15 protein-coding genes and 3 rRNA genes are annotated in these 20,188 nt (G+C 64.9%); 2 read left to right on the top strand and 16 right to left on the bottom strand.

Translation table 11 applies throughout. The annotated features are described in order from the left end of the window. Positions 1–5 precede the first annotated feature (5 nt). The 5 genes from G6N46_RS02065 to G6N46_RS02045 all read right to left on the bottom strand — a co-directional run bounded on the left by G6N46_RS02065 (position 6) and on the right by G6N46_RS02045 (position 5,268). Complete coding sequence (locus G6N46_RS02065; RefSeq protein ID WP_138249498.1) at positions 6–620, bottom strand: NUDIX domain-containing protein; 615 nt, start codon at positions 618–620, stop codon at positions 6–8. Next, positions 613–2,379, bottom strand: a complete 1,767-nt coding sequence (locus tag G6N46_RS02060; protein WP_138249499.1) for a CTP synthase — start codon at positions 2,377–2,379, stop codon at positions 613–615. Before G6N46_RS02060 ends, G6N46_RS02065 begins: the two co-directional genes overlap by 8 nt. 132 nt (positions 2,380–2,511) lie before the next feature. Continuing rightward, a complete protein-coding gene (locus G6N46_RS02055) occupies positions 2,512–3,453 on the bottom strand; it encodes a copper transporter (RefSeq protein WP_138249500.1) in 942 nt (313 codons plus the stop codon). Between the two features lie 8 nt (positions 3,454–3,461). After that, positions 3,462–4,646, bottom strand: coding sequence for a putative cytokinetic ring protein SteA (gene steA / locus G6N46_RS02050; RefSeq protein ID WP_061007164.1), 1,185 nt, complete (start codon positions 4,644–4,646; stop codon positions 3,462–3,464). 100 nt (positions 4,647–4,746) lie between these two features. Next, a complete protein-coding gene (locus G6N46_RS02045; RefSeq protein ID WP_138249583.1) occupies positions 4,747–5,268 on the bottom strand; it encodes a CGNR zinc finger domain-containing protein in 522 nt (173 codons plus the stop codon). A gap of 139 nt (positions 5,269–5,407) precedes the next feature. Here G6N46_RS02045 and G6N46_RS02040 point away from each other — a divergent pair, with 139 nt between their 5' ends. Together G6N46_RS02040 and G6N46_RS02035 are read left to right on the top strand one after the other, a co-directional pair. Further along, positions 5,408–5,869 carry a VOC family protein gene (locus G6N46_RS02040; protein ID WP_138249501.1) on the top strand — a complete coding sequence of 154 codons (462 nt, stop codon included), beginning with the start codon at positions 5,408–5,410 and terminating at the stop codon, positions 5,867–5,869. A gap of 8 nt (positions 5,870–5,877) precedes the next feature. Then, positions 5,878–6,756 carry a pyridoxamine 5'-phosphate oxidase family protein gene (locus tag G6N46_RS02035; RefSeq protein WP_138249502.1) on the top strand — a complete coding sequence of 293 codons (879 nt, stop codon included), beginning with the start codon at positions 5,878–5,880 and terminating at the stop codon, positions 6,754–6,756. Positions 6,757–6,760: 4 nt separating this feature from the next. Here G6N46_RS02035 and recN read toward each other — a convergent pair whose 3' ends face one another. The 11 genes from recN to G6N46_RS01985 form a co-directional block, all read right to left on the bottom strand. Further along, positions 6,761–8,518, bottom strand: coding sequence for a DNA repair protein RecN (gene recN, locus G6N46_RS02030; RefSeq protein ID WP_138249584.1), 1,758 nt, complete (start codon positions 8,516–8,518; stop codon positions 6,761–6,763). After that, positions 8,518–9,441, bottom strand: coding sequence for an NAD kinase (locus G6N46_RS02025; protein ID WP_138249503.1), 924 nt, complete (start codon positions 9,439–9,441; stop codon positions 8,518–8,520). The genes recN and G6N46_RS02025 overlap by 1 nt, the downstream gene beginning before the upstream one ends. After that, complete coding sequence (locus G6N46_RS02020) at positions 9,438–10,247, bottom strand: TlyA family RNA methyltransferase (protein ID WP_138249504.1); 810 nt, start codon at positions 10,245–10,247, stop codon at positions 9,438–9,440. The genes G6N46_RS02025 and G6N46_RS02020 overlap by 4 nt, the downstream gene beginning before the upstream one ends. A gap of 6 nt (positions 10,248–10,253) precedes the next feature. Continuing rightward, entirely contained in the window at positions 10,254–10,424 is a 171-nt protein-coding gene (locus G6N46_RS28220; protein ID WP_167526389.1) for a hypothetical protein, read from the bottom strand. A gap of 8 nt (positions 10,425–10,432) precedes the next feature. After that, positions 10,433–11,452 (bottom strand): HAD-IIA family hydrolase, encoded by a 1,020-nt coding sequence (locus G6N46_RS02015; protein WP_138249505.1) that lies wholly within the window; start codon positions 11,450–11,452, stop codon positions 10,433–10,435. 1 nt (position 11,453) lies between these two features. Further along, positions 11,454–12,281: a tetratricopeptide repeat protein gene (locus G6N46_RS02010; RefSeq protein WP_138249506.1), complete on the bottom strand. Its 828-nt coding sequence runs from the start codon at positions 12,279–12,281 to the stop codon at positions 11,454–11,456. Positions 12,282–12,482: 201 nt separating this feature from the next. Continuing rightward, a 5S ribosomal RNA gene (rrf, locus tag G6N46_RS02005) occupies positions 12,483–12,596 on the bottom strand. A gap of 166 nt (positions 12,597–12,762) precedes the next feature. Beyond that, a 23S ribosomal RNA gene (locus G6N46_RS02000) occupies positions 12,763–15,871 on the bottom strand. 429 nt (positions 15,872–16,300) lie between these two features. Beyond that, positions 16,301–17,817, bottom strand: a 16S ribosomal RNA gene (locus tag G6N46_RS01995). Together the 16S, 23S and 5S rRNA genes form the textbook arrangement of a ribosomal RNA operon. Before the next feature lie 392 nt (positions 17,818–18,209). After that, positions 18,210–19,508: a tyrosine--tRNA ligase gene (tyrS, locus tag G6N46_RS01990; protein ID WP_138249658.1), complete on the bottom strand. Its 1,299-nt coding sequence runs from the start codon at positions 19,506–19,508 to the stop codon at positions 18,210–18,212. 38 nt (positions 19,509–19,546) lie between these two features. Further along, positions 19,547–20,158: a DNA-3-methyladenine glycosylase gene (locus G6N46_RS01985; RefSeq protein WP_138249659.1), complete on the bottom strand. Its 612-nt coding sequence runs from the start codon at positions 20,156–20,158 to the stop codon at positions 19,547–19,549. Between the last annotated feature and the right edge of the window lie 30 nt (positions 20,159–20,188).

Here is a 20,188-nt window from a genome sequence, read left to right as displayed (position 1 = left end):
CGTCGTCAGCCCTGTTCCCGCCGGGTGCGGAATGCGGTCGGGCGGTCGATCCACGGCGCGTCGGCCGGCCGCAATTCGGCCGGCCGGTGCGCGGCAGCCAGGATCCCGGCCACCGCAAGGGCATTGACGATCTCACCGGTGAACACCATCTGCACGGCATCGGCCAGCGGCACCCGTTTGACCACCAGGTCGGCTTCTTCGTCGTGCGCATGCGGCCGCCCGATCTCGGTCAGCCCCGTGGCCAGGAAGATCCGTACGCTCTCGTCGCTGAATCCGGGCGTCGAGTCGACGTCGATCAGGGTCTGCCAGTGCGCGGCGGCCAGTCCGGCTTCCTCTTCTAGTTCCCGCGCCGCGGTGACGTGCGCGGGCTCGTCGCCCATGTCCAGCAGCCCGGCCGGCAGCTCCCACAGCCGCCGCCCGATCGGGTGCCGGTATTGGTACACCAGTACCAAATTCCCGTCTTCGTCGAGCGCGACCACGGCGACCGCCCCGTAGTGCTCGACCACCTCACGACGCGCCGAGCCACCACCGGGCATCGCGACCTCGTCGGCCCGCAACGCGAAAATGTTTCCTACGTAGACGGTTTCGCTCGAAAGCGTGGCGAAATCGTGGTCAGCCACGGGATTCTTGCAGCTGCTCGGCATCGTCATCCGAACCCTCCGCATGCGATCCGGCGCCGTGCACCTCGGAGTCGATCTCCTCGAGCGGCAGGCGTTCGGCAGCCTTGTAATCCAGCGCCGCCCCGATAAACGACGCGAACAGCGGGTGCGGGCGCGTCGGGCGGCTCTTGAGCTCAGGGTGCGCCTGCGTGCCGACGAGGAACGGGTGCAGGTCGGCGTCGTACTCGACGAACTCGACCAGCTGGCCGTCCGGCGAGGTGCCTGAGAACTTCAGCCCGCTTTCCGAGATGCGGTCGCGGTAGGCGTTGTTCACCTCGTAGCGGTGCCGGTGCCGCTCTGAAACCTCGGTCGCATCGTAGGCCTTGGCCACGATCGAATCCGCCTGCAGCACGGCCGGATACGCGCCGAGGCGCATGGTGCCGCCGAGGTCGGCCTCACCGGCCACCGCGTCGAGCTGGTCGGCCATGGTGGCGATCACCGGGTCGGGCGTGTGCTCGTCGAACTCCGCCGAGTTGGCGCCGCTGATGCCGACGGACCGCGCGGCCTCGATGACGATGCACTGCAACCCGAGGCACAGGCCCAGCAGCGGCAGTCGCTGACGGCGGGCATAACTGATCGCGCCGAGCTTGCCCTCGATACCGCGGATGCCGAAGCCACCCGGGATCAGCACGCCGTGCACATCGCCGAGCGCGGCGGCCGCGCCCTGCTCGGTCTCGCAGTCATCGGAGGCGACCCAACGGATCTCGACCTTGGAGTGGTGGGCGAATCCGCCGGCACGCAGCGCCTCGGCCACCGACAAGTAGGCGTCGGACAGGTCGATGTACTTGCCCACCAAGGCGATTCGCACCGTCTCCTTGGGCTCGTGCACCCGGCGCAGCAGGTCGTCCCACTCCGACCAGTCCACGTCGCGGAACGGCAGGTTGAGCCGGCGCACCACGTAGGCGTCGAGCTCCTCGCGGTGCAGCACCTTGGGGATGTCGTAGATCGACGGGGCGTCCGGTGTCGAGATGACGCCGTCGATATCGACGTCACACATCAGCGCGATCTTGTTCTTCAGCGGCTCCGGCACATCGCGGTCACAGCGCAGGATCAGCGCGTCCGGCGTGATGCCGATGCTGCGCAGCGCGGCCACCGAGTGCTGGGTGGGCTTGGTCTTCAACTCGCCCGACGGCGCCAGGTACGGCACCAGTGACACGTGCAGGAAGAAGACGTTCTCGCGGCCGACATCGTGGCGGACCTGGCGGGCCGCCTCCAGGAACGGCTGCGACTCGATATCACCTACGGTGCCGCCGATTTCGGTGATGACCACGTCGGGGCGCTTGCCCTTGGCGTCGGGCAGCGCCATCTCGAGGATGCGGCTCTTGATCTCGTCGGTGATGTGCGGGATCACCTGGACGGTGTCGCCGAGGTAGTCGCCGCGACGCTCCTTGGCGATGACCTCCGAGTACACCTGGCCGGTGGTGACGTTGGCCGACCGCGACAGGTTGCGGTCGAGGAAGCGCTCGTAGTGGCCGATGTCCAGGTCGGTCTCGGCGCCGTCCTCGGTGACGAACACCTCGCCATGCTGGAACGGGTTCATGGTGCCCGGATCGACGTTGAGGTACGGGTCCAGCTTCTGCATCGTCACGTGCAGACCACGCGCGGTGAGCAATTGGCCAAGACTGCTGGCGGTCAGACCCTTACCGAGCGAGGAAGCGACCCCGCCGCTGACAAAAATGTGCTTCGTCGCGGCCTGTGGGTGCCTGCGTAGCGATGCCAAGAACGACCTCCGTGGTGATGGGGCAACGTAGCGGTTGAGCTACCTGGGGCCTGCCGACCCACGGAATTTCACCCTATCACCGACCGGCCCGAGCTGGGACTGACGCGCCGGTGACGGTCGCCACGGCCCGCTTTACTGCAGGACCGTCACCGAGCTGGCGCCGCGACCGATCCCGAGTTGCGCCGGATGACCACCAGCGATGAGTTGCTGCAGGGCCAGAACGGCGGTGATCCGGCCGGCCTGGCTGTTGATGTCGTCGACGGTCCCGACCGCGCCGGACAGCCCGGCGTCCGAGCGCACGACGGCGACGGCCGCGGTGCCGGATGCGCAGCCGTCCCGGCCCGCCACCACCGTGCCAGCGCCATGCGGCGCCAGGCCCGAGGCCAGGCGGGCCACCGTGGCCCCTCGGTTGCCGGCGTCGTCACCCAGGGCGCCGCCGGTGACGATCAGCGCGCTGTCGGCGACCCCGATGCGCTGAGAGCCGTAGGTGATGAACCCGGTGTCGCGCAGGGTGGCCAGCACGGTGTCGCGCTGCATGTCGTCGACGGGCAGGACCGCCGGGTTGCGGTCCCGCAGCAGCGTGATGCCCAGCAGGTCGCCGGCCTGGGAGCCCTGGTCGACGGTCCGGGTGCTGAGCTGACGTCCGGCCGGCACGATCGGTGAGTTCACCACCGACAGCAGCTTCTCCGAGGCGTTGGCGTCCACGAACTGCTGGGTGAGCGCGATGGTCCCGGTGACCGAACCACCTGCGGCCGCAATCAGTTTCGCGGCCGCGTCGACGTCGTCGGTGGCGGCATCCGGGGTGCGGAACACCACGACAAATTTCCCCGCCAGCGCGTCGCGCACCATGCGCGGCGACATCTGGGCGTCGAACTCGCCTGCCGCACTGAGCTTCTGGTTCAGCGCGTTCTTCTCGTCGGTGAGGCTGTTGATCTGGTTCTGCAACTCGTGCTTGTCGTCGCGCAGTCCGGACAGCAGCGTGTTGGACAACAGGCCGGAACCGAGCATCACCCCGATGGCCAGCGCCAGGAACACCGCGGCCAGCGAGATCGCATGCGAGCGTAGGGAGATCATCGCCGGAGCTAGCTCACCAGACCCTGGGCCCACAGCAGGAAGCGGTTCCAGTAGTCGGTCACCAGATGCAGGACGGTGGCGTCGGCGCGCGCGACGTACAGCGCGACGATGACGGCCACCAGCATCGCCAGCACCAGCAGTGCGATGGCGCCGCCGGACACCCGGCTGCGGTACAGCGTCGCAACGGCTTTCGCGTCCACCAGCTTCTCCCCCACCTTCAGGCGGGTGAGGAACGTCGACGGCGTGCTCGACTGCCGCGTGCGGTCGAAGAACTCTTCGATGTTGGCGCGGTGGCCGGCGGTGACGATCAGCGCGGCACCGTGGTGGTCGACGAGCAGCAGCGCCAGGTCGGCGGCCGAGCCGGCAGCCGGGAACGTCATGGCACCGACGCCCAGATCCTGAATGCGCTCAAGGCCTTTGGCGTGGCCGTCGGCGTCGGCCGGCAGCACCACCTGGGCGCCCGACCGCAGCACGTCCGCGCTCATGTCCTCGGGATCACCGACGATCAGCGCCGGCCGGTAGCCGGCCTTACGCAGCGTGTCCGCGCCGGCGCCGACACCGACGAGCACCGGCTGGTACTCCTTGATGAACGGCTTGATGGCCTTCAGGTCGCCCTCGGCGCTGGGGTCGTCGGTGACCACGACGACGTGCCGGCGGTTCACGTCGACGTCGATGTCGGGGATGCCCATACCGTCGATCAGCAGCGGGCTCTCGCTGCGGATGAACTCGATGGTGTTGCCGGCGAAGGCCTCCAGGTGCGCGACGAGGCCGCTCTTGGCCTCGTGCATCATCTCGTGGATCTGCTCGTCGTTGCGCTCGTTGCCGAGGACCAGACGGCGGTCGCCGTTGTAGATGCCGCCGTTGTGCAGCCGCACCTTGGCGCCGTCCTTGACCTTCTTGAAGACCTCGGGGCCGGTCTCGTCGATCAACGTAACCCCGTTGGCGACAAGCACTTCCGGGCCCAGGTTCGGGTAGCGACCGGAGATCGACGACGATGCGTTGACGACTGCGGCGACCTCGGCTTCCACCAGCGCGTCGGCGGTGATGCGGTCGAGGTCGAGTGCATCGAGGATGACGATGTCCCCCGGACCGACGCGTCGCAGCAGTCGGTCGATGTCGCGGTCAACGCGGGCGGTTCCAGTCACGCCCGGCTTCGGTCCGGCATTTCGGGTGAGCAGCGCTGCCATCTTCATGCGTCGATTCTGTCGATGAACCCTCAAGTAGAGGTGGAGGCGCGCCGTAACAACAGCCTCAGAAGTTTTCTTTTGTCACATCTGTAACAGCTGAATGGTCTCAATCTCGCTTCGCCGCATAGTGCCGAGCAGCCTTGGCGCGGTTGCCGCACGTGGTCATCGAGTGCCAGCGCCGAGTGCCGTTCTTCGACGTGTCGTAGAACCACAGGACGCAGTGTGGATGCGCGCACTGCTTGATACGGCCGGCCGATTCGGCCAGCAGCTGCAGCAGGTTGTCGGCTGCGAGCCAGCCGGGCAGCCATTCGGATCGCGACACGTCCGCCTCGTCCTGCGGCCCGGAGTCGGAGAGCGAACGCCGGATACGCCCGTGGTCCAGAACGGCGTTCAACTCATCGATCGAACCGCCGGTGACCACCTGCACGATCGCCTCGCGCGCCCGCACCAGCGCCGCGCGGGTCTTTTCATCGGATGGGCAACGGTCATCGAGATCGTTGGCGACCAGCCAACATCGGAGTCCCGCCACGTCGGTCAGGAGATCCCGGGGCCCCTCCGGCGACATCCACCGGGTGTTCAGCAGGTCCAGCGCGAGGGGTTCGCCGACATGCGGGCGCGGATCACGCATAGCTGAGATTAACCGCCCCTCCTGCATCGACAGCCTCCCGACAGTCCACTAACCATCTATTTTCATTTTGATGGTTGACACGTTGCGACTCCGATTCTAACCTTCAAATACCAGATAACCAGTTACAACGGAGGAACCGATGACCACCGCCATCACACCCAAGCTCGCCCCCGGCCACGTCGGGCTCAACGTCACCGACCTGTCGCGGTCCGTCGACTTCTACCGGCGCGCTCTGGGTTTCGAACAACTGGGCAGCAGCGACGACGGCGAACACCGCTTCGCCTTCCTGGGTTCCGAAGGCACCCTGCGGCTGACCTTGTGGCAGCAGAGCGACGGCGCGTTCTCCTCCCGAACCCCGGGCCTGCACCACCTGTCGTTCCAGGTCGACACCATCGAGCAGGTTCAGACCGTGGAGGCCGCACTCAAAGAGCTGGGCGTGTCGTTCGCCCACGACGGCGTGGTGGCACACGGCGAGGGCACGGCCTCGGGCGGCATCTTCTTCACCGACCCCGACGGCATCCGGCTGGAGATCTACGCCCCGAACGGGGCCGAGACCGCACCGGCACCGAGCGGCGCCGCCCCCACCTGCGGATTCTTCTGAGCCGCGCCATGAACGCCTATCACGCCGGTGAGCTGGAAGTGCAGCGGCGCATGGGCCAGGCGGACATCGCCGTCCGCGTCGGCCGGATGATCCGTACGGAGATTCCGGCCGCCGCGGCGGCATTCCTGGCCGAGCAGCAGATGGTCGTGCTCGCCGCGACCGACGACGCGGGCCGGGTGTGGGCCAGTCTGGTCACCGGCCCGCCCGGGTTCATGCACGCCGAGACCGACGGGACCATCGCGGTCGGCGCCCTGCCGGTGCCGGGCGACCCGCTCCACGACGTTCTCCGCCGGCCGGATCAACAGGTCGGCACTATCGCGATCGAACCGCAGACCCGCCGCCGCATGCGGGTGAACGGGCTGGCCCGACCAACCGGAGGCAGCCTGCACATCCATCCCGACCAGGTGTACTCGAACTGCCCGAAGTACATCTCGCGCCGGCACATCGCCGGTGTCGCCGAGACGACGCATCGGCCGGCCGTCCACCGCGCAGACGTCCTCGATGAGCGCCTGCAGCAGATCGTCGGCCGCACCGACACCTTCTTCATCGGGTCAGCCGATCCGGACGGCAACGCCGACGCTTCGCACCGCGGCGGCAATCCCGGCTTCCTGCAGGTGCTTTCGCCGAACCGGCTCCGGTGGCCCGACTACCGCGGCAACTCGATGTTCATGACGCTGGGCAACATCAGCGCCAACCCCCGCTGTGGCCTGCTGATCCCAGACTGGCAGACCGGCACCACTGTGCAGTTGACCGGCACCGCCGAGATCATCTGGGACGAGGGTCCGCAGTGTTCGGTGGAGTTCACGGTCGACGAAGTGGTCGAGCTGAGCGACGTCAGTCCGCTGCGGTGGGGCCAGGCCGAGCTCTCACCCGCCAACCCCGCCTGACCAGTCAGGGCGCGGCGTGCTCCTGCTGCGCCGCCTCGAGCAGTTCGCGAGCATGCGCACGACCACTGTCGGTGTCGCCGAGTCCGGCCAGCATGCGGGCCAACTCGGCGACCCGGTCGTCGTCCTCGAGGCGGACCACGCGGCTCGACTTCGGCCCGCTCTCCACCACCAGGTGCACGTCTCCGTACGCCGCGACCTGCGGCAGGTGCGTCACGACGATGACCTGGTGGGTCCGTGCCAGCCGGGCCAGGCGCTTGCCGATCTGCACGGCGGCACGGCCACCGACACCGGCGTCGACCTCGTCGAACACCATGGTGGTGCCCTCGGCCGATGCCGACAGCACCACTTCGAGCGCCAGCATCACGCGCGACAACTCACCACCGGACGCGCTCTTGGCCAGCGGCAGCACGTCCGAACCGCTGTGCGGCGTGAAACCGAACTCGACGGCGTCGACGCCGTCGTGGCCGGCGTGCACGGCGGTGCCGTCGGGCAGCGTCAGCGGTGCGCTGTCGTCGGCGCGTGCCTCCAGCGGCGACACGGTGATGCTGAACCCGGCGCCACCCATCGCCAGCCCCGCAAGCTCAGCGGTGACGGCCTTCGCCAGGGACTTCGATGCCTTGGTGCGCGCCTTGGTGACCTCGGCGGCGGCCAGCACGACCTTGTCGTGCCGTTCGTCGACCTGCTTCTGCAGCTCGGCCAGGGCTTCTTCGGAGACGTCGAGCTGGGACAACCGCTGCCGAGCGTCGGCGGCCCACCGCAATACCCCGTCGATATCGGCGGCGTACTTGCGCGTGAGGTTGCGCAGCTCCGCCTGGCGCGCCAGCTTGGATTCCAGAGTGCTTGCGTCGCTGGGCAACTCGGAAAGGTAATCCCCGAGTTCGCCGGACACGTCGCCGAGCACCGCCAGCGCCTCGCTCAGCCGATCCCCGAGCGCGCGCAGCACGGCGTCGTCCGTCGCCGACAACACCGACTTGGCCTGTGCGGCAGCATCGAGCGCTGAGGCCGCGTCGTCCGACGGCCCGTCGCCCAATTCCCCCGACAGCGCGGCACGGGCGGTCTGCGCCGCGTCGCGCAGCGCGTCCAGTTCGGACAGCCGGCGGATGTCGGCCACCAGCGCGTCGTCCTCGCCGGCTTCCGGCGCGACCGCGTCGATCTCCCCCAGACCGAACTGCAACCGGTCGGCCTCCATCGCGAGATCCCGCGCGCGGTTCCGCCGGTCGATCAAATCCCTTCGGGCGGTGAGCCATTCGTCACGCAGCTTGCGGTACTTGGCCAGCAGCCCCGTCACGTCGACATAGCGGTCCAGTGCGCCGCGCTGCTCGTCGGGCCGCATCAGGCGCAGCTGGTCGTTCTGCCCGTGCAGGGCCAGCAGTTCGGTGGTGAACGTGGCCAGCGATTTCGCCGGCACACTGCGGCCACCCAGGTACGCGCGCGACGGCCCGTCCTTGCTCACCGACCGCGCGGCGATGACGCTGCCGTCGTCGTCACGGTCCGCACCGGAAGCTTCCAGAATCTTATCGACCCGCTCGGACACCCCGTCGCCGAGTTCGGTTGTGGTGAAACGGCCTTCGACGACGGCGCGGGCCGAACCCGACCGCACCCGGCTGGGATCGGCGCGCGCACCGCCCAGCAGATGCAGGCTGGTGACCACCATGGTCTTACCGGTGCCGGTCTCGCCGGTCAGCACAGTCAGACCACGGCCGAATTCGGCAGTGGCCGCACTGATGGCGCCCAGCGCCTCGATGCGAATCTCGGTCAGCATTACTGGCCGCGCCACCCTTTCACCGGCAACCGGAACTTGCGCACCAAACGATCAGAGAACGGGGCGCTGTCGAGACGAACCCATTTCAGCGAGGTGTCGCACCGGGTGACCTCCAGCCGGCCGCCCGCCGGGACCACCATCTGGCGACGGCCGTCGCAGAACACCATGGCGTCATTGTTGCCCGCTTCGACCTCGATCGCGATCGATGCGTCCGGGCTGGTCACCATGGGACGGGCGAACAGGGCATGAGCGTTATTGGGTACCACGAGGATTGCTTCCAAGTCCGGCCACAGAATCGGGCCGCCCGCCGAGAAGGCGTACGCCGTCGAGCCGGTCGGGGCCGAAACCAGCACACCGTCGCAGCCGAACGCCGACACCGGACGCCCGTCGACCTCGAGCACCACATTCAGCACACCGAACCGGCTGCTCTTCTCCAGACTGGCTTCGTTGAGCGCCCAGCCGCGCTGCACGATCTCGCCGTCGACACGCACCCCGATGTCCAGCGTCATGCGCTCTTCGACCCGGTAGTCCTTGTTGATGATGCGCTCGAGCACATGATCGATGGCCTCGGCCTCGGCTTCCGCCAGGAACCCGATGTGTCCGAGGTTCACCCCGACGACAGGGATCTCGGCATTCCGGGCCAGCTCGGCGGCCCGCAGGAAGGTGCCGTCACCACCGAGCACCAGGACCAGTTCACAGCCCTCGGCCGCATGCTGGTCCGGGTCGACGACCGTGATGTCGACACCCATGGCCCGCATGTGGTCCGGCGCGAGATGCAGAGCGCCGCGGTCGACGGCCTCGGCGGCGAGCACCCGCAAGCCAATTCCGTTGTCGCCCAACACTTTTTCCACACGGGTCGCAGTTTCGGTGGCTTCGTCGCGGCCGGTGTGGATCACCAGCAGGACGGTTCGTTCGAGCGTCACTGCGGCCCCTCGGCTACCGCGCGGCCGACGGCCGCGGCCAGGGCGTCGTCCTTCAGCGGTTGGTCCGTCGTGGTCCGCAGTCGGAGGAAGTACTCGACGTTGCCGGACGGGCCGGGCAAGGGGCTGGCCGTGACGTCCACTGCATGCCAGCCGAGTTCGGCGGCCCGCCGCGCGACGGTCAGAACCGCGTCGGCACGCAATTCCGGATCGGAAACCACACCACCGGCCCCGACCCGATCCTTGCCCACCTCGAACTGCGGCTTCACCATGGGAACGATATCGGCTACGTCCGACGCACATGCGGTCAGTGCCGGTAGGACGGTGGCCAGCGAGATGAACGACAGATCGGCCACCACCAGGTCGACCGGGCCGCCGATGGCCTCGGCCGTCAGCTCCCGCACGTTCGTCCGCTCCATCACGATGACCCGGTCGTCGGACCGCAACGACCAGGCCAGCTGCCCGTAACCGACATCGGCCGCGACGATCTCACGCGCTCCGCGGTCCAGCAGCACTTCGGTGAATCCGCCGGTAGACGCGCCGGCATCCAGGCAGCGCCGGCCCTCGGGCGAGACGCCGAACGCATCGAGGGCGCCGATCAGCTTGTGCGCGCCGCGGGACACCCAGCTGCGTTCGGCCGATTCGGCCACGAGGAGATTGGCCGCGGGGGTGACGGCAGTCGATGCCTTCGATGCCCGCATGCCGTCGATCGTCACACGGCCGGCCTCGATCAGTTCGGCCGCTTGTTGCCGGGACCGGGCGAGCCCCCGCCGGACGAGTTCGGCATCAACACGTGCGCGTCGCGTCACGTGCGATCACCCCTTCTCGACCGATTCCAGGGCCCGGACCAGGAGATTGTGGGCATGGTCCAAACCCGCCGCGACAGCCTCGAGGTCTGGCGTCTCGTCACCTTCCCCGGACAGATCCGGAAGGTGGGACAGCAGGACCACGATGTCCTCGCGGATCTGGTCAGGATCGGTACTCATAGCGATGTTCACGCTAGCGGATCGGTGCCGTCGAGCAGCGACCACCGATCCAATGCGGCACGTGCCGTGTCGTCCCCCGCGGTGATACGCACGCGCCCGGAGACGGCGCCACCCCAGATGGCGCCGGCCGTCGCGCGGACCACCGACAACTCATCGCCGACGGATTCGCCGGTGGCGTGCACGGTGACGTCGTTGCCCGACATCTCGACCCGCCACGCGGGATGCGGCCCGATGCGCAAGACATCCGAAGACGCACCCAACGAGCGCAGATCGGGCGCCAGGAAGTCCGGGCGCTCCGCAGGAATGGCATGCACCAGGTCGGCTGCGCTGTTCACCCCGGTCAGCACCATCAGGCTGGGCAGGCCCGCGGCGTTGGCCCCCGCGATGTCGGTGTCGAGCCGGTCCCCGACGACCAACGGGGCCTCGTACCGGCCGCGGGCCAGAGCGTCGTTCATCAACGTCGGCTGCGGCTTGCCGGCGACCTGCGGCACCTGTTCAGTGGCGGTCTGAAGTGCGGCGACCATCGAGCCGTTGCCGGGCAGCAATCCGCGCTCCGACGGCAGCGTCTTGTCGCTGTTCGCCGCTACCCAGAGGCCGCCGGCCCGGATGGTCAGCGCGGCTTCGGCAAGGTCGGCCCAACCGGTCTGGGGCGAATGGCCCTGAACCACCGCGACCGGATCGTCGCTGAACTGCCGCACGGGCTCCAGACCGACATTGGCGACCTCGGCAGCCAGCGCTTCCGTACCGATGACCAGGACCTTGGCGCCGGCGGGCAGCTGCAGCGCCAACAGGTGCGCCGCACTCTGGGCACTGGTCACCACGTCATCGGCATGCGCGGAGAAACCGAGCGCATCGAGATGGTCCGCCACCTCGGCCGGCGTTCGGGACGCGTTGTTGGTCACATAGAGCTTGCGGGACGTGATCGCGGCAAGGGCATCGACAGCACCTTCGGTGGCCTCATGACCACGGAAGACGGTGCCGTCGAGATCCAGGAGCAGACAGTCGTGCAGCTGAGCCAGCGTCGCCACGTCAGCCCAATTCGGCGACGCGGTCCTCGGCGTCCGTGACGCCTTCCAGGTCCGCGGCGGCCGCGTGCAGGAACCACTGCAGTGCGTCGTTCTTGCGGTCGAGGGCCAGCAGTGTCTCGGCGTACACGTAGAACAGGCGAGCAGCGGTCTGGCCCGTCCGAGTGGAATCCAGCGGCGGGTTCGACAGCAGCGCCAACGCCTGTGCGGGCTGACCCAGGTCGCACCGCGCACCGGCCAGGACGATCTTCAGTTCGTCGGCGTCATCACCGGTGAGCTGCTCGGCTTCCGGACTGCGGCCCAACTCGATGGCGCGCTCCGGACGGCCGACACCCCGCTCGCAGTCGGCGATCAGGGCCAGCAGCGGCGACTTGCTGCCCATCCGCCGGGCCGCACGCAGCTCGGACAGGGCCTGCGCCCAGTCACCACAGTGGTAGGCCGCGATACCGACGGCCTCACGGATCGCCGCGATGCGCGACGCCCGGTTCCGCGCGGCACGTGCGTGCTCGAGAGCGGCTTCCGGATCTTCTTCCAGCAGATCGCCGGCCATGACGAGGTGTTTGGCGACGTAGTCCGCGGTCGCCTTGTCGAGGGTCGTCAGTTCACGACGGACCTCAGGCGAAAGCTGCTTGGCTTCGACGTCGTCGGGCAGCCGAGGACCGGACGGGCGATCCGACGCTTCGTCACGGGACTGCGGCGGCCGGCCGTTCCGATCTGAGCCGGGGCGTCGGGGGGCCTGCGTGCGGTCACGCTGGGGACGCTGCCCCCGTCGTGCGTCGCCGTCGTCTCTGCGCGAGGGGCGACGATCGCCGCCCTGCCTGTTGTCGACCACTGGAACCTTTCCCTACGAAATCTCAGGTCAGAATACGGCCCGATCTGGCACCGGCCGAACTTTGCTCGCGAAACTCGCCCGCCGGGCACCGGCGCCGAAGCAATCGACGGCCGGCCCGGGGCACATTTCCGAGCCGAGAAATGGAAATTCCTCAAATAGAATCACCCCCCACATAAATGTGGGGGGTGATTCCTAATTTGTGTTCGGCGGTGTCCTACTTTTCCGCCCGTGCAGGGCAGTATCATCGGCGCTGGCAGGCTTAGCTTCCGGGTTCGGGATGGGACCGGGCGTTTCCCTGCCGCTGTTGCCGCCGTAACTCTATTTTTTTAATCCTCTACCGGCCTGTTCACGGTCCCCTTTTGGTGGGGTGTGTTTTTGGTGGTGGGGTGTGGTCTGTTCGACTCTGGGTGTGGATTGTGGTTGCGAGGCACTGATGTGCAAGGTTTTTCGTCTTGGTTTACACACGATTGGTTTTTTGGGTGTGTGTAAGTTTTCGGCCGGTTAGTGCCAGTTCCCTAAACCCATTGCTGGGTGTGCAGGTCTGGTCTATCGATCCCGTGGTCTGCGGGGGGCCTTATCCCTCTAAAAGGGTGAGAAACCTGGTCTTGGAAGAGGTTTCCCGCTTAGATGCTTTCAGCGGTTATCCTGTCCGAACGTAGCTATCCAGCGGTGCCCCTGGTGGGACAACTGGTAGACCAGAGGTTCGTCCGTCCCGGTCCTCTCGTACTAGGGACAGGTTTCCTCAAGTTTCTGACGCGCGCGGCGGATAGAGACCGAACTGTCTCACGACGTTCTAAACCCAGCTCGCGTGCCGCTTTAATGGGCGAACAGCCCAACCCTTGGGACCTGCTCCAGCCCCAGGATGCGACGAGCCGACATCGAGGTGCCAAACCATCCCGTCGATATGGACTCTTGGGGAAGATCAGCCTGTTATCCCCGGGGTACCTTTTATCCGTTGAGCGACACCCCTTCCACTCGGGGGTGCCGGATCACTAGTCCCGACTTTCGTCCCTGCTCGACTTGTAGGTCTCGCAGTCAAGCTCCCTTGTGCACTTACACTCAACACCTGATTGCCGTCCAGGTTGAGGGAACCTTTGGGCGCCTCCGTTACATTTTAGGAGGCAACCGCCCCAGTTAAACTACCCACCAGGCACTGTCCCTGGACCGGATAGACGGTCCGAGGTTAGAAGCCCAATACGATCAGAGTGGTATTTCAACAACGACTCCACACACACTGGCGTGTGCGCTTCACAGTCTCCCACCTATCCTACACAAACCGTACCGAACTCCAATACCAAGTTGTAGTGAAGGTCCCGGGGTCTTTTCGTCCTGCCGCGCGTAACGAGCATCTTTACTCGTAGTGCAATTTCGCCGAGTCTATGGTTGAGACAGTTGAGAAGTCGTTACGCCATTCGTGCAGGTCGGAACTTACCCGACAAGGAATTTCGCTACCTTAGGATGGTTATAGTTACCACCGCCGTTTACTGGGGCTTAAATTCTCCGCTTCACCCCCGAAGGAGTTAACAGGTCCTCTTAACCTTCCAGCACCGGGCAGGCGTCAGTCCGTATACATCGTCTTGCGACTTCGCACGGACCTGTGTTTTTAGTAAACAGTCGCTTCTCACTGGTTTGTGCCACCCACTCACGCTTGGGCCGCAAGGGCTTACACGCCATGTGGGTCCCCCTTCTCCCGAAGTTACGGGGGCATTTTGCCGAGTTCCTTAACCATAGTTAACTCGTACGCCTTAGTATTCTCTACCTGACCACCTGTGTTGGTTTGGGGTACGGGCCATGTGTGCACTCGCTAGAGGCTTTTCTTGGCAGCATAGGATCACCGAATTCGCCTCACTCGGCTATGCATCACCTCTCAGACTATGTGAACGACGGATTTGCCTATCGTTCGTCCTACAGGCTTACCCCGGTATTACCACTGACCGGTACGGCTACCTTCCTGCGTCACCCCATCGCTTGACTACTACCCACCAGGGTCCCACGCAGCCGGCAACACGTGATCCCCGAAAGGATCATCACGTGCCATTTGGATGGTTAGCACAATGGATTCATCACGGACGCACACACACGGGTACGGGAATATCAACCCGTTGTCCATCGACTACGCCTGTCGGCCTCGCCTTAGGTCCCGACTCACCCTGGGCGGACTGGCCTGCCCCAGGAACCCTTGGTCTTTCGGCGGGCAAGGTTCTCACTTGCCTATTCGCTACTCATGCCTGCATTCTCACTCCCACACCCTCCACAACTCGATCACTCGGCTGCTTCACCGGATGCAGGACGCTCCCCTACCCATCCTTGCGGATGCCGCGACTTCGGCGGTGTGCTTGAGCCCCGCTACATTATCGGCGCACAATCACTTGACCAGTGAGCTATTACGCACTCTTTCAAGGGTGGCTGCTTCTAAGCCAACCTCCTGGTTGTCTTCGCGACTGCACATCCTTTTCCACTTAGCACACGCTTAGGGGCCTTAGTCGGCGATCTGGGCTGTTTCCCTCTCGACGCACGGAGCTTATCCCCCGCCGTCTCACTGCCACGCTTTTGTCTTACCGGCATTCGGAGTTTGGCTGACGTCAGTAACCTGGTGAGGCCCATCGGCCATCCAGTAGCTCTACCTCCGGCAAGAAACACGCAACGCTGCACCTAAATGCATTTCGGGGAGAACCAGCTATCACGGAGTTTGATTGGCCTTTCACCCCTACCCACAGCTCATCCCCTCAGTCTTCAACCTAAGTGGGTTCGGGCCTCCACGCGGTCTTACCCGCGCTTCACCCTGGCCATGGGTAGATCACTCCGCTTCGGGTCCAGAACATGCCACTACACCACTTACGTGGATACGCCCTATTCAGACTCGCTTTCGCTACGGCTACCCCCCACGGGTTAACCTCGCGACATGTCCCTGACTCGCAGGCTCATTCTTCAAAAGGCACGCCATCACCCCACGTAAACGAGGGCTCTGACGGATTGTAGGCACACGGTTTCAGGTACTATTTCACTCCCCTCCCGGGGTACTTTTCACCATTCCCTCACGGTACTAATCCGCTATCGGTCATCAGAAGGTATTTAGGCTTACCGAGTGGTCTCGGCAGATTCACAGCAGATTTCACGGGCCCGCTGCTACTCGGGAACACCATCAAGGCAGACATCGGGTTTTCACGTACGGGACTCTCACCCTCTACGGCAGGCCATCCCAAGCCACTTCCGTTAACCACGACATTTTCTTACTGCCCTCCAGCTGAGTAGAACTGGAAAGATAGGTCCCACAACCCCGCACACACAACCCCTACCCGGTATCACATGCATACGGTTTAGCCTCATCCGCTTTCGCTCGCCACTACTCACGGAATCACAATTGTTTTCTCTTCCTACGGGTACTGAGATGTTTCACTTCCCCGCGTTACCTCCCACAACCTATATATTCAGCAGTGGGTAACACGACATAACTCGTGCTGGGTTTCCCCATTCGGACATCCTCGGATCAACGCTCGGTTGGCAACTCCCCGAGGCTTATCGCAGCCTCCTACGTCCTTCATCGGCCTCTGATGCCAAGGCATCCACCATGCGCCCTTAAACACTTACGACACAAAAAACCAATTGAAAACAAGAATCAAAATTGCACATCAACACCCACAGACACATACACCCACGACCGAAGCCGTAGGCGACACATTCTGCGCGCGTTAGATGCTCGCAACCACTATCCACGAATCAAACACCACACCCCACCACCAAAACCGGTGAGGCAACAACAACCCCCACCCCGCAACCGGGGCGTCTCCCACCCCCACATCAGGAGGGGAGCGAACGGGCCTGTTGTCTCAGGACCCAACAGTGTGTCTGGCAATTCATTCGATCAACGTGTCATCCCAGCTGATCAGCGTTTGTTGTCATATGCACCCGCCGAAGCAGCCCACTACAGGCGCCGGCGACAATCCCAACCACCTTCATCCCGCAATTTGTACGGGGATGGGGGAAACCCTGGATCAGGGCATGTAAATGGTGCTCCTTAGAAAGGAGGTGATCCAGCCGCACCTTCCGGTACGGCTACCTTGTTACGACTTCGTCCCAATCGCCGATCCCACCTTCGACGGCTCCCTCCACAAGGGTTAGGCCACCGGCTTCGGGTGTTACCGACTTTCATGACGTGACGGGCGGTGTGTACAAGGCCCGGGAACGTATTCACCGCAGCGTTGCTGATCTGCGATTACTAGCGACTCCGACTTCACGGGGTCGAGTTGCAGACCCCGATCCGAACTGAGACCGGCTTTGAAAGGATTCGCTCCACCTCACGGCATCGCAGCCCTTTGTACCGGCCATTGTAGCATGTGTGAAGCCCTGGACATAAGGGGCATGATGACTTGACGTCATCCCCACCTTCCTCCGAGTTGACCCCGGCAGTCTCCTACGAGTCCCCGGCATAACCCGCTGGCAACATAGGACAAGGGTTGCGCTCGTTGCGGGACTTAACCCAACATCTCACGACACGAGCTGACGACAGCCATGCACCACCTGCACACAGGCCACAAGGGAACCGACATCTCTGCCGGCGTCCTGTGCATGTCAAACCCAGGTAAGGTTCTTCGCGTTGCATCGAATTAATCCACATGCTCCGCCGCTTGTGCGGGCCCCCGTCAATTCCTTTGAGTTTTAGCCTTGCGGCCGTACTCCCCAGGCGGGGTACTTAATGCGTTAGCTACGGCACGGATCCCAAGGAAGGAACCCACACCTAGTACCCACCGTTTACGGCGTGGACTACCAGGGTATCTAATCCTGTTCGCTCCCCACGCTTTCGCTCCTCAGCGTCAGTTACTGCCCAGAGACCCGCCTTCGCCACCGGTGTTCCTCCTGATATCTGCGCATTCCACCGCTACACCAGGAATTCCAGTCTCCCCTGCAGTACTCTAGTCTGCCCGTATCGCCCGCACGCCCACAGTTAAGCTGTGAGTTTTCACGAACAACGCGACAAACCACCTACGAGCTCTTTACGCCCAGTAATTCCGGACAACGCTCGCACCCTACGTATTACCGCGGCTGCTGGCACGTAGTTGGCCGGTGCTTCTTCTATAGGTACCGTCACTTGCGCTTCGTCCCTATTGAAAGAGGTTTACAACCCGAAGGCCGTCATCCCTCACGCGGCGTCGCTGCATCAGGCTTGCGCCCATTGTGCAATATTCCCCACTGCTGCCTCCCGTAGGAGTCTGGGCCGTATCTCAGTCCCAGTGTGGCCGGTCACCCTCTCAGGCCGGCTACCCGTCGTCGCCTTGGTAGGCCATTACCCCACCAACAAGCTGATAGGCCGCGGGCCCATCCCACACCGCAAAAGCTTTCCACCACACACCATGAAGCGCGTGGTCCTATTCGGTATTAGACCCAGTTTCCCAGGCTTATCCCAAAGTGCAGGGCAGATCACCCACGTGTTACTCACCCGTTCGCCACTCGAGTACCCCGAAGGGCCTTTCCGTTCGACTTGCATGTGTTAAGCACGCCGCCAGCGTTCGTCCTGAGCCAGGATCAAACTCTCCAAACAAAAACCCCTCGCAAAACGAGGCAGAATTTACAGTTCAGAACAATCTGACCTAAACAAAAGACACCAAAAACTGGCATCAAAAAAACAACCACACCCCACAAACGGGAAAACACGAGGCATGGCCAAAAAAACAACAAACAAAAACCACCAAACACACTATTGAGTTCTCAAACAACACGCCCAGCCTGACCGCGCAACAAACCCGCGGCTAAAAGCCGCGGTCCGTAGTGCGGGCAGTGAGGAACTCCCAACTTAATGGGTGTTACTCTCGGATTTGGTCTTCGCTCTCCGGCGCTTGTCCGTGTCGCTCTGACCTGGAATAAGTTACGGCAGGGCTAACAGCGAGTCAAATCGCCAGGTCAGCGAGCCGTTTCCCCTGGTCAGAGGGGTCGTCAGCCCTGGCCGGAGCTGCCAACCCGCTGCACCCCCGCGATGTGGCGCTTGCCACGCCGCAACACCAGCCAGCGCTCACCGAGAAAGTCCGACGGCTGTGGTACCCACTCGTCGCTTTCCACTCGTGCGTTGTTCACATAGACGCCGCCCTCGGCGACCGTGCGGCGCGCTTCCCCGCGACTCTTCGACAGGCCCGTCGCAACCAACAGATCGGTGATCCCGTCCGGACCACCTGGCGCCAGCTCCGCGACCTGGCCATTACTGGCCTCCGTCAACGCCGCCGACAGCGTCGACTCGTCGAGATCCGCGAGCTCGGCACGGCCGAACAGCGCCTGACTCGCCAGCTCGACGGCGTCGGTCGCCGCCTGACCGTGCACCAACGTGGTCAACTCCCGGGCCAGCCGGCGTTGCGCAGCCCGCTCATGGGGACGCTCCGCGGTAGCGGTCGCCAGTTCACCGAGCTCGTCGGCGGACAGGAAGGTGAACCAGCGCAGGTAGCCCACGACATCCGCGTCGGCCGCGTTCACGAAGTACTGGTACCAGGCATAGGGGCTGGTCAGCTCGGGATCGAGCCACAGATTGCCGCCGCCGGTCGACTTGCCGAATTTCTTGCCGTCGGCCGAGGTGACGAGCGGAACCGTCAGCGCATGTGCGGTCGCACCCAGCTTCTGGCGCACCAGGCGGACGCCCGCGATGATGTTTCCCCACTGGTCAGAGCCGCCGACCTGCAGACTGCAGCCGTGCTTCTTGTACAGCTCGACGAAGTCGTTGGCCTGCAGGAGCATGTAGCTGAACTCGGTGTACGAGATGCCGTCGCCTTCGAGCCGCCGCTTGATGGTGTCGCGGTCGAGCATGACGTTGACCGAGAAGTGTTTGCCCAGGTCACGCAAGAACTCGATGGCCGACATCGGCCCGGTCCAGGACAGGTTGTTCTCGACGATCGCGCCGTTGCCCGAGTCGTTGAACTCGACGAATCGCTCCAGCTGACCGCGAATACGTTCGGCCCAGTCGGCGACGGTGTCGGCGGTGTTCATCGTCCGCTCGCCGTTGTCGCGGGGATCGCCGATCATGCCGGTGGCACCGCCGGCCAGCACGATGGGTCGGTGGCCGGCCTGCTGGAATCGCCGCAGCGTGAGCAGGGGAACCAGGTGTCCGGCGTGCAGGCTGGGCGCGGTCGGGTCGAAGCCGGCATACAGCGTGAGCGGCCCATCCGTCGTCGCGGCGGCGAGCGCTTCGCGGTCGGTCGATTGCGCGATCAGGCCGCGCCAGTCCAGTTCGTCGAGGATGCCAGTACTCACGTCGTCGATCTTCCCCTATTGCAGGTCATCGCCTGTCATCAGTCACTGTCGCCCGGTGCCGGCGCCCGGGGACTGCGCCGGTAGTTCGACACTTCAGGGGTGCCCGGCAACCAGAACCGCCAGGGGCGGTCGGCGGCCTGGCTGACGCCCACTCGCGGCCCGGCGCTGGCCTCCTGCGGCGGGTTCAGCTCGATCCGGACGAGTGATCGGCGATCCAGCAGGTCAATGCCGTTGTCCGCCAAGGTGATTCCGAGCGCCTCGCACAGATTGCCCGGGCCGCGAGCGTACGCCGCGGGCGCGATGCCGGCCCGCCGCCGGCCCGCGGCCACGCCGCCACCGTCGACGACGCGGGCCGCACGGAGCAGTACGGCACCCGCCACGCCGTCAGTGCAACAAACGACGTTGGCGCACACGTGGATTCCGTGACTGCGGTAGGTGTACAAATGCCCGGGCGGCCCGAACATCACCGAGCTCCGGGGCGTCGGCCCGCGGAACGAGTGCGCAGCCGCATCCGGCCAGGGCCCCGATCGTGGGCCGCCATAGGCCTCGACCTCGACCACGGTCGCGACGACGTCCCGGCCGTACAACGTGGCGCCGAGCAGGCGTCGGGCCGCGGTGACGGGATCGACGGCGAGTAGCTCGGCACTCATGGCCCGCCATTCTGCCCGGTCCGAGCCGGC

It is taken from the genome of Mycolicibacterium phocaicum, from assembly GCF_010731115.1.
Classification (GTDB): domain Bacteria; phylum Actinomycetota; class Actinomycetes; order Mycobacteriales; family Mycobacteriaceae; genus Mycobacterium; species Mycobacterium phocaicum.
Note: the sequence above shows the minus strand (reverse complement) of the source record. Positions and strands in the feature narration are given on the sequence as shown.

Coding starts and splice junctions, on each gene's coding strand:
- G6N46_RS02045 (WP_138249583.1), bottom strand. CDS start 5,268: ATGCGTGATCCGCGCCCGCATGTCGGCGAACCCCTCGCGCTGGACCTG.
- steA (WP_061007164.1), bottom strand. CDS start 4,646: ATGAAGATGGCAGCGCTGCTCACCCGAAATGCCGGACCGAAGCCGGGC.
- G6N46_RS02035 (WP_138249502.1), top strand. CDS start 5,878: ATGAACGCCTATCACGCCGGTGAGCTGGAAGTGCAGCGGCGCATGGGC.
- G6N46_RS28220 (WP_167526389.1), bottom strand. CDS start 10,424: ATGAGTACCGATCCTGACCAGATCCGCGAGGACATCGTGGTCCTGCTG.
- G6N46_RS02040 (WP_138249501.1), top strand. CDS start 5,408: ATGACCACCGCCATCACACCCAAGCTCGCCCCCGGCCACGTCGGGCTC.
- recN (WP_138249584.1), bottom strand. CDS start 8,518: ATGCTGACCGAGATTCGCATCGAGGCGCTGGGCGCCATCAGTGCGGCC.
- G6N46_RS01985 (WP_138249659.1), bottom strand. CDS start 20,158: ATGAGTGCCGAGCTACTCGCCGTCGATCCCGTCACCGCGGCCCGACGC.
- G6N46_RS02055 (WP_138249500.1), bottom strand. CDS start 3,453: ATGATCTCCCTACGCTCGCATGCGATCTCGCTGGCCGCGGTGTTCCTG.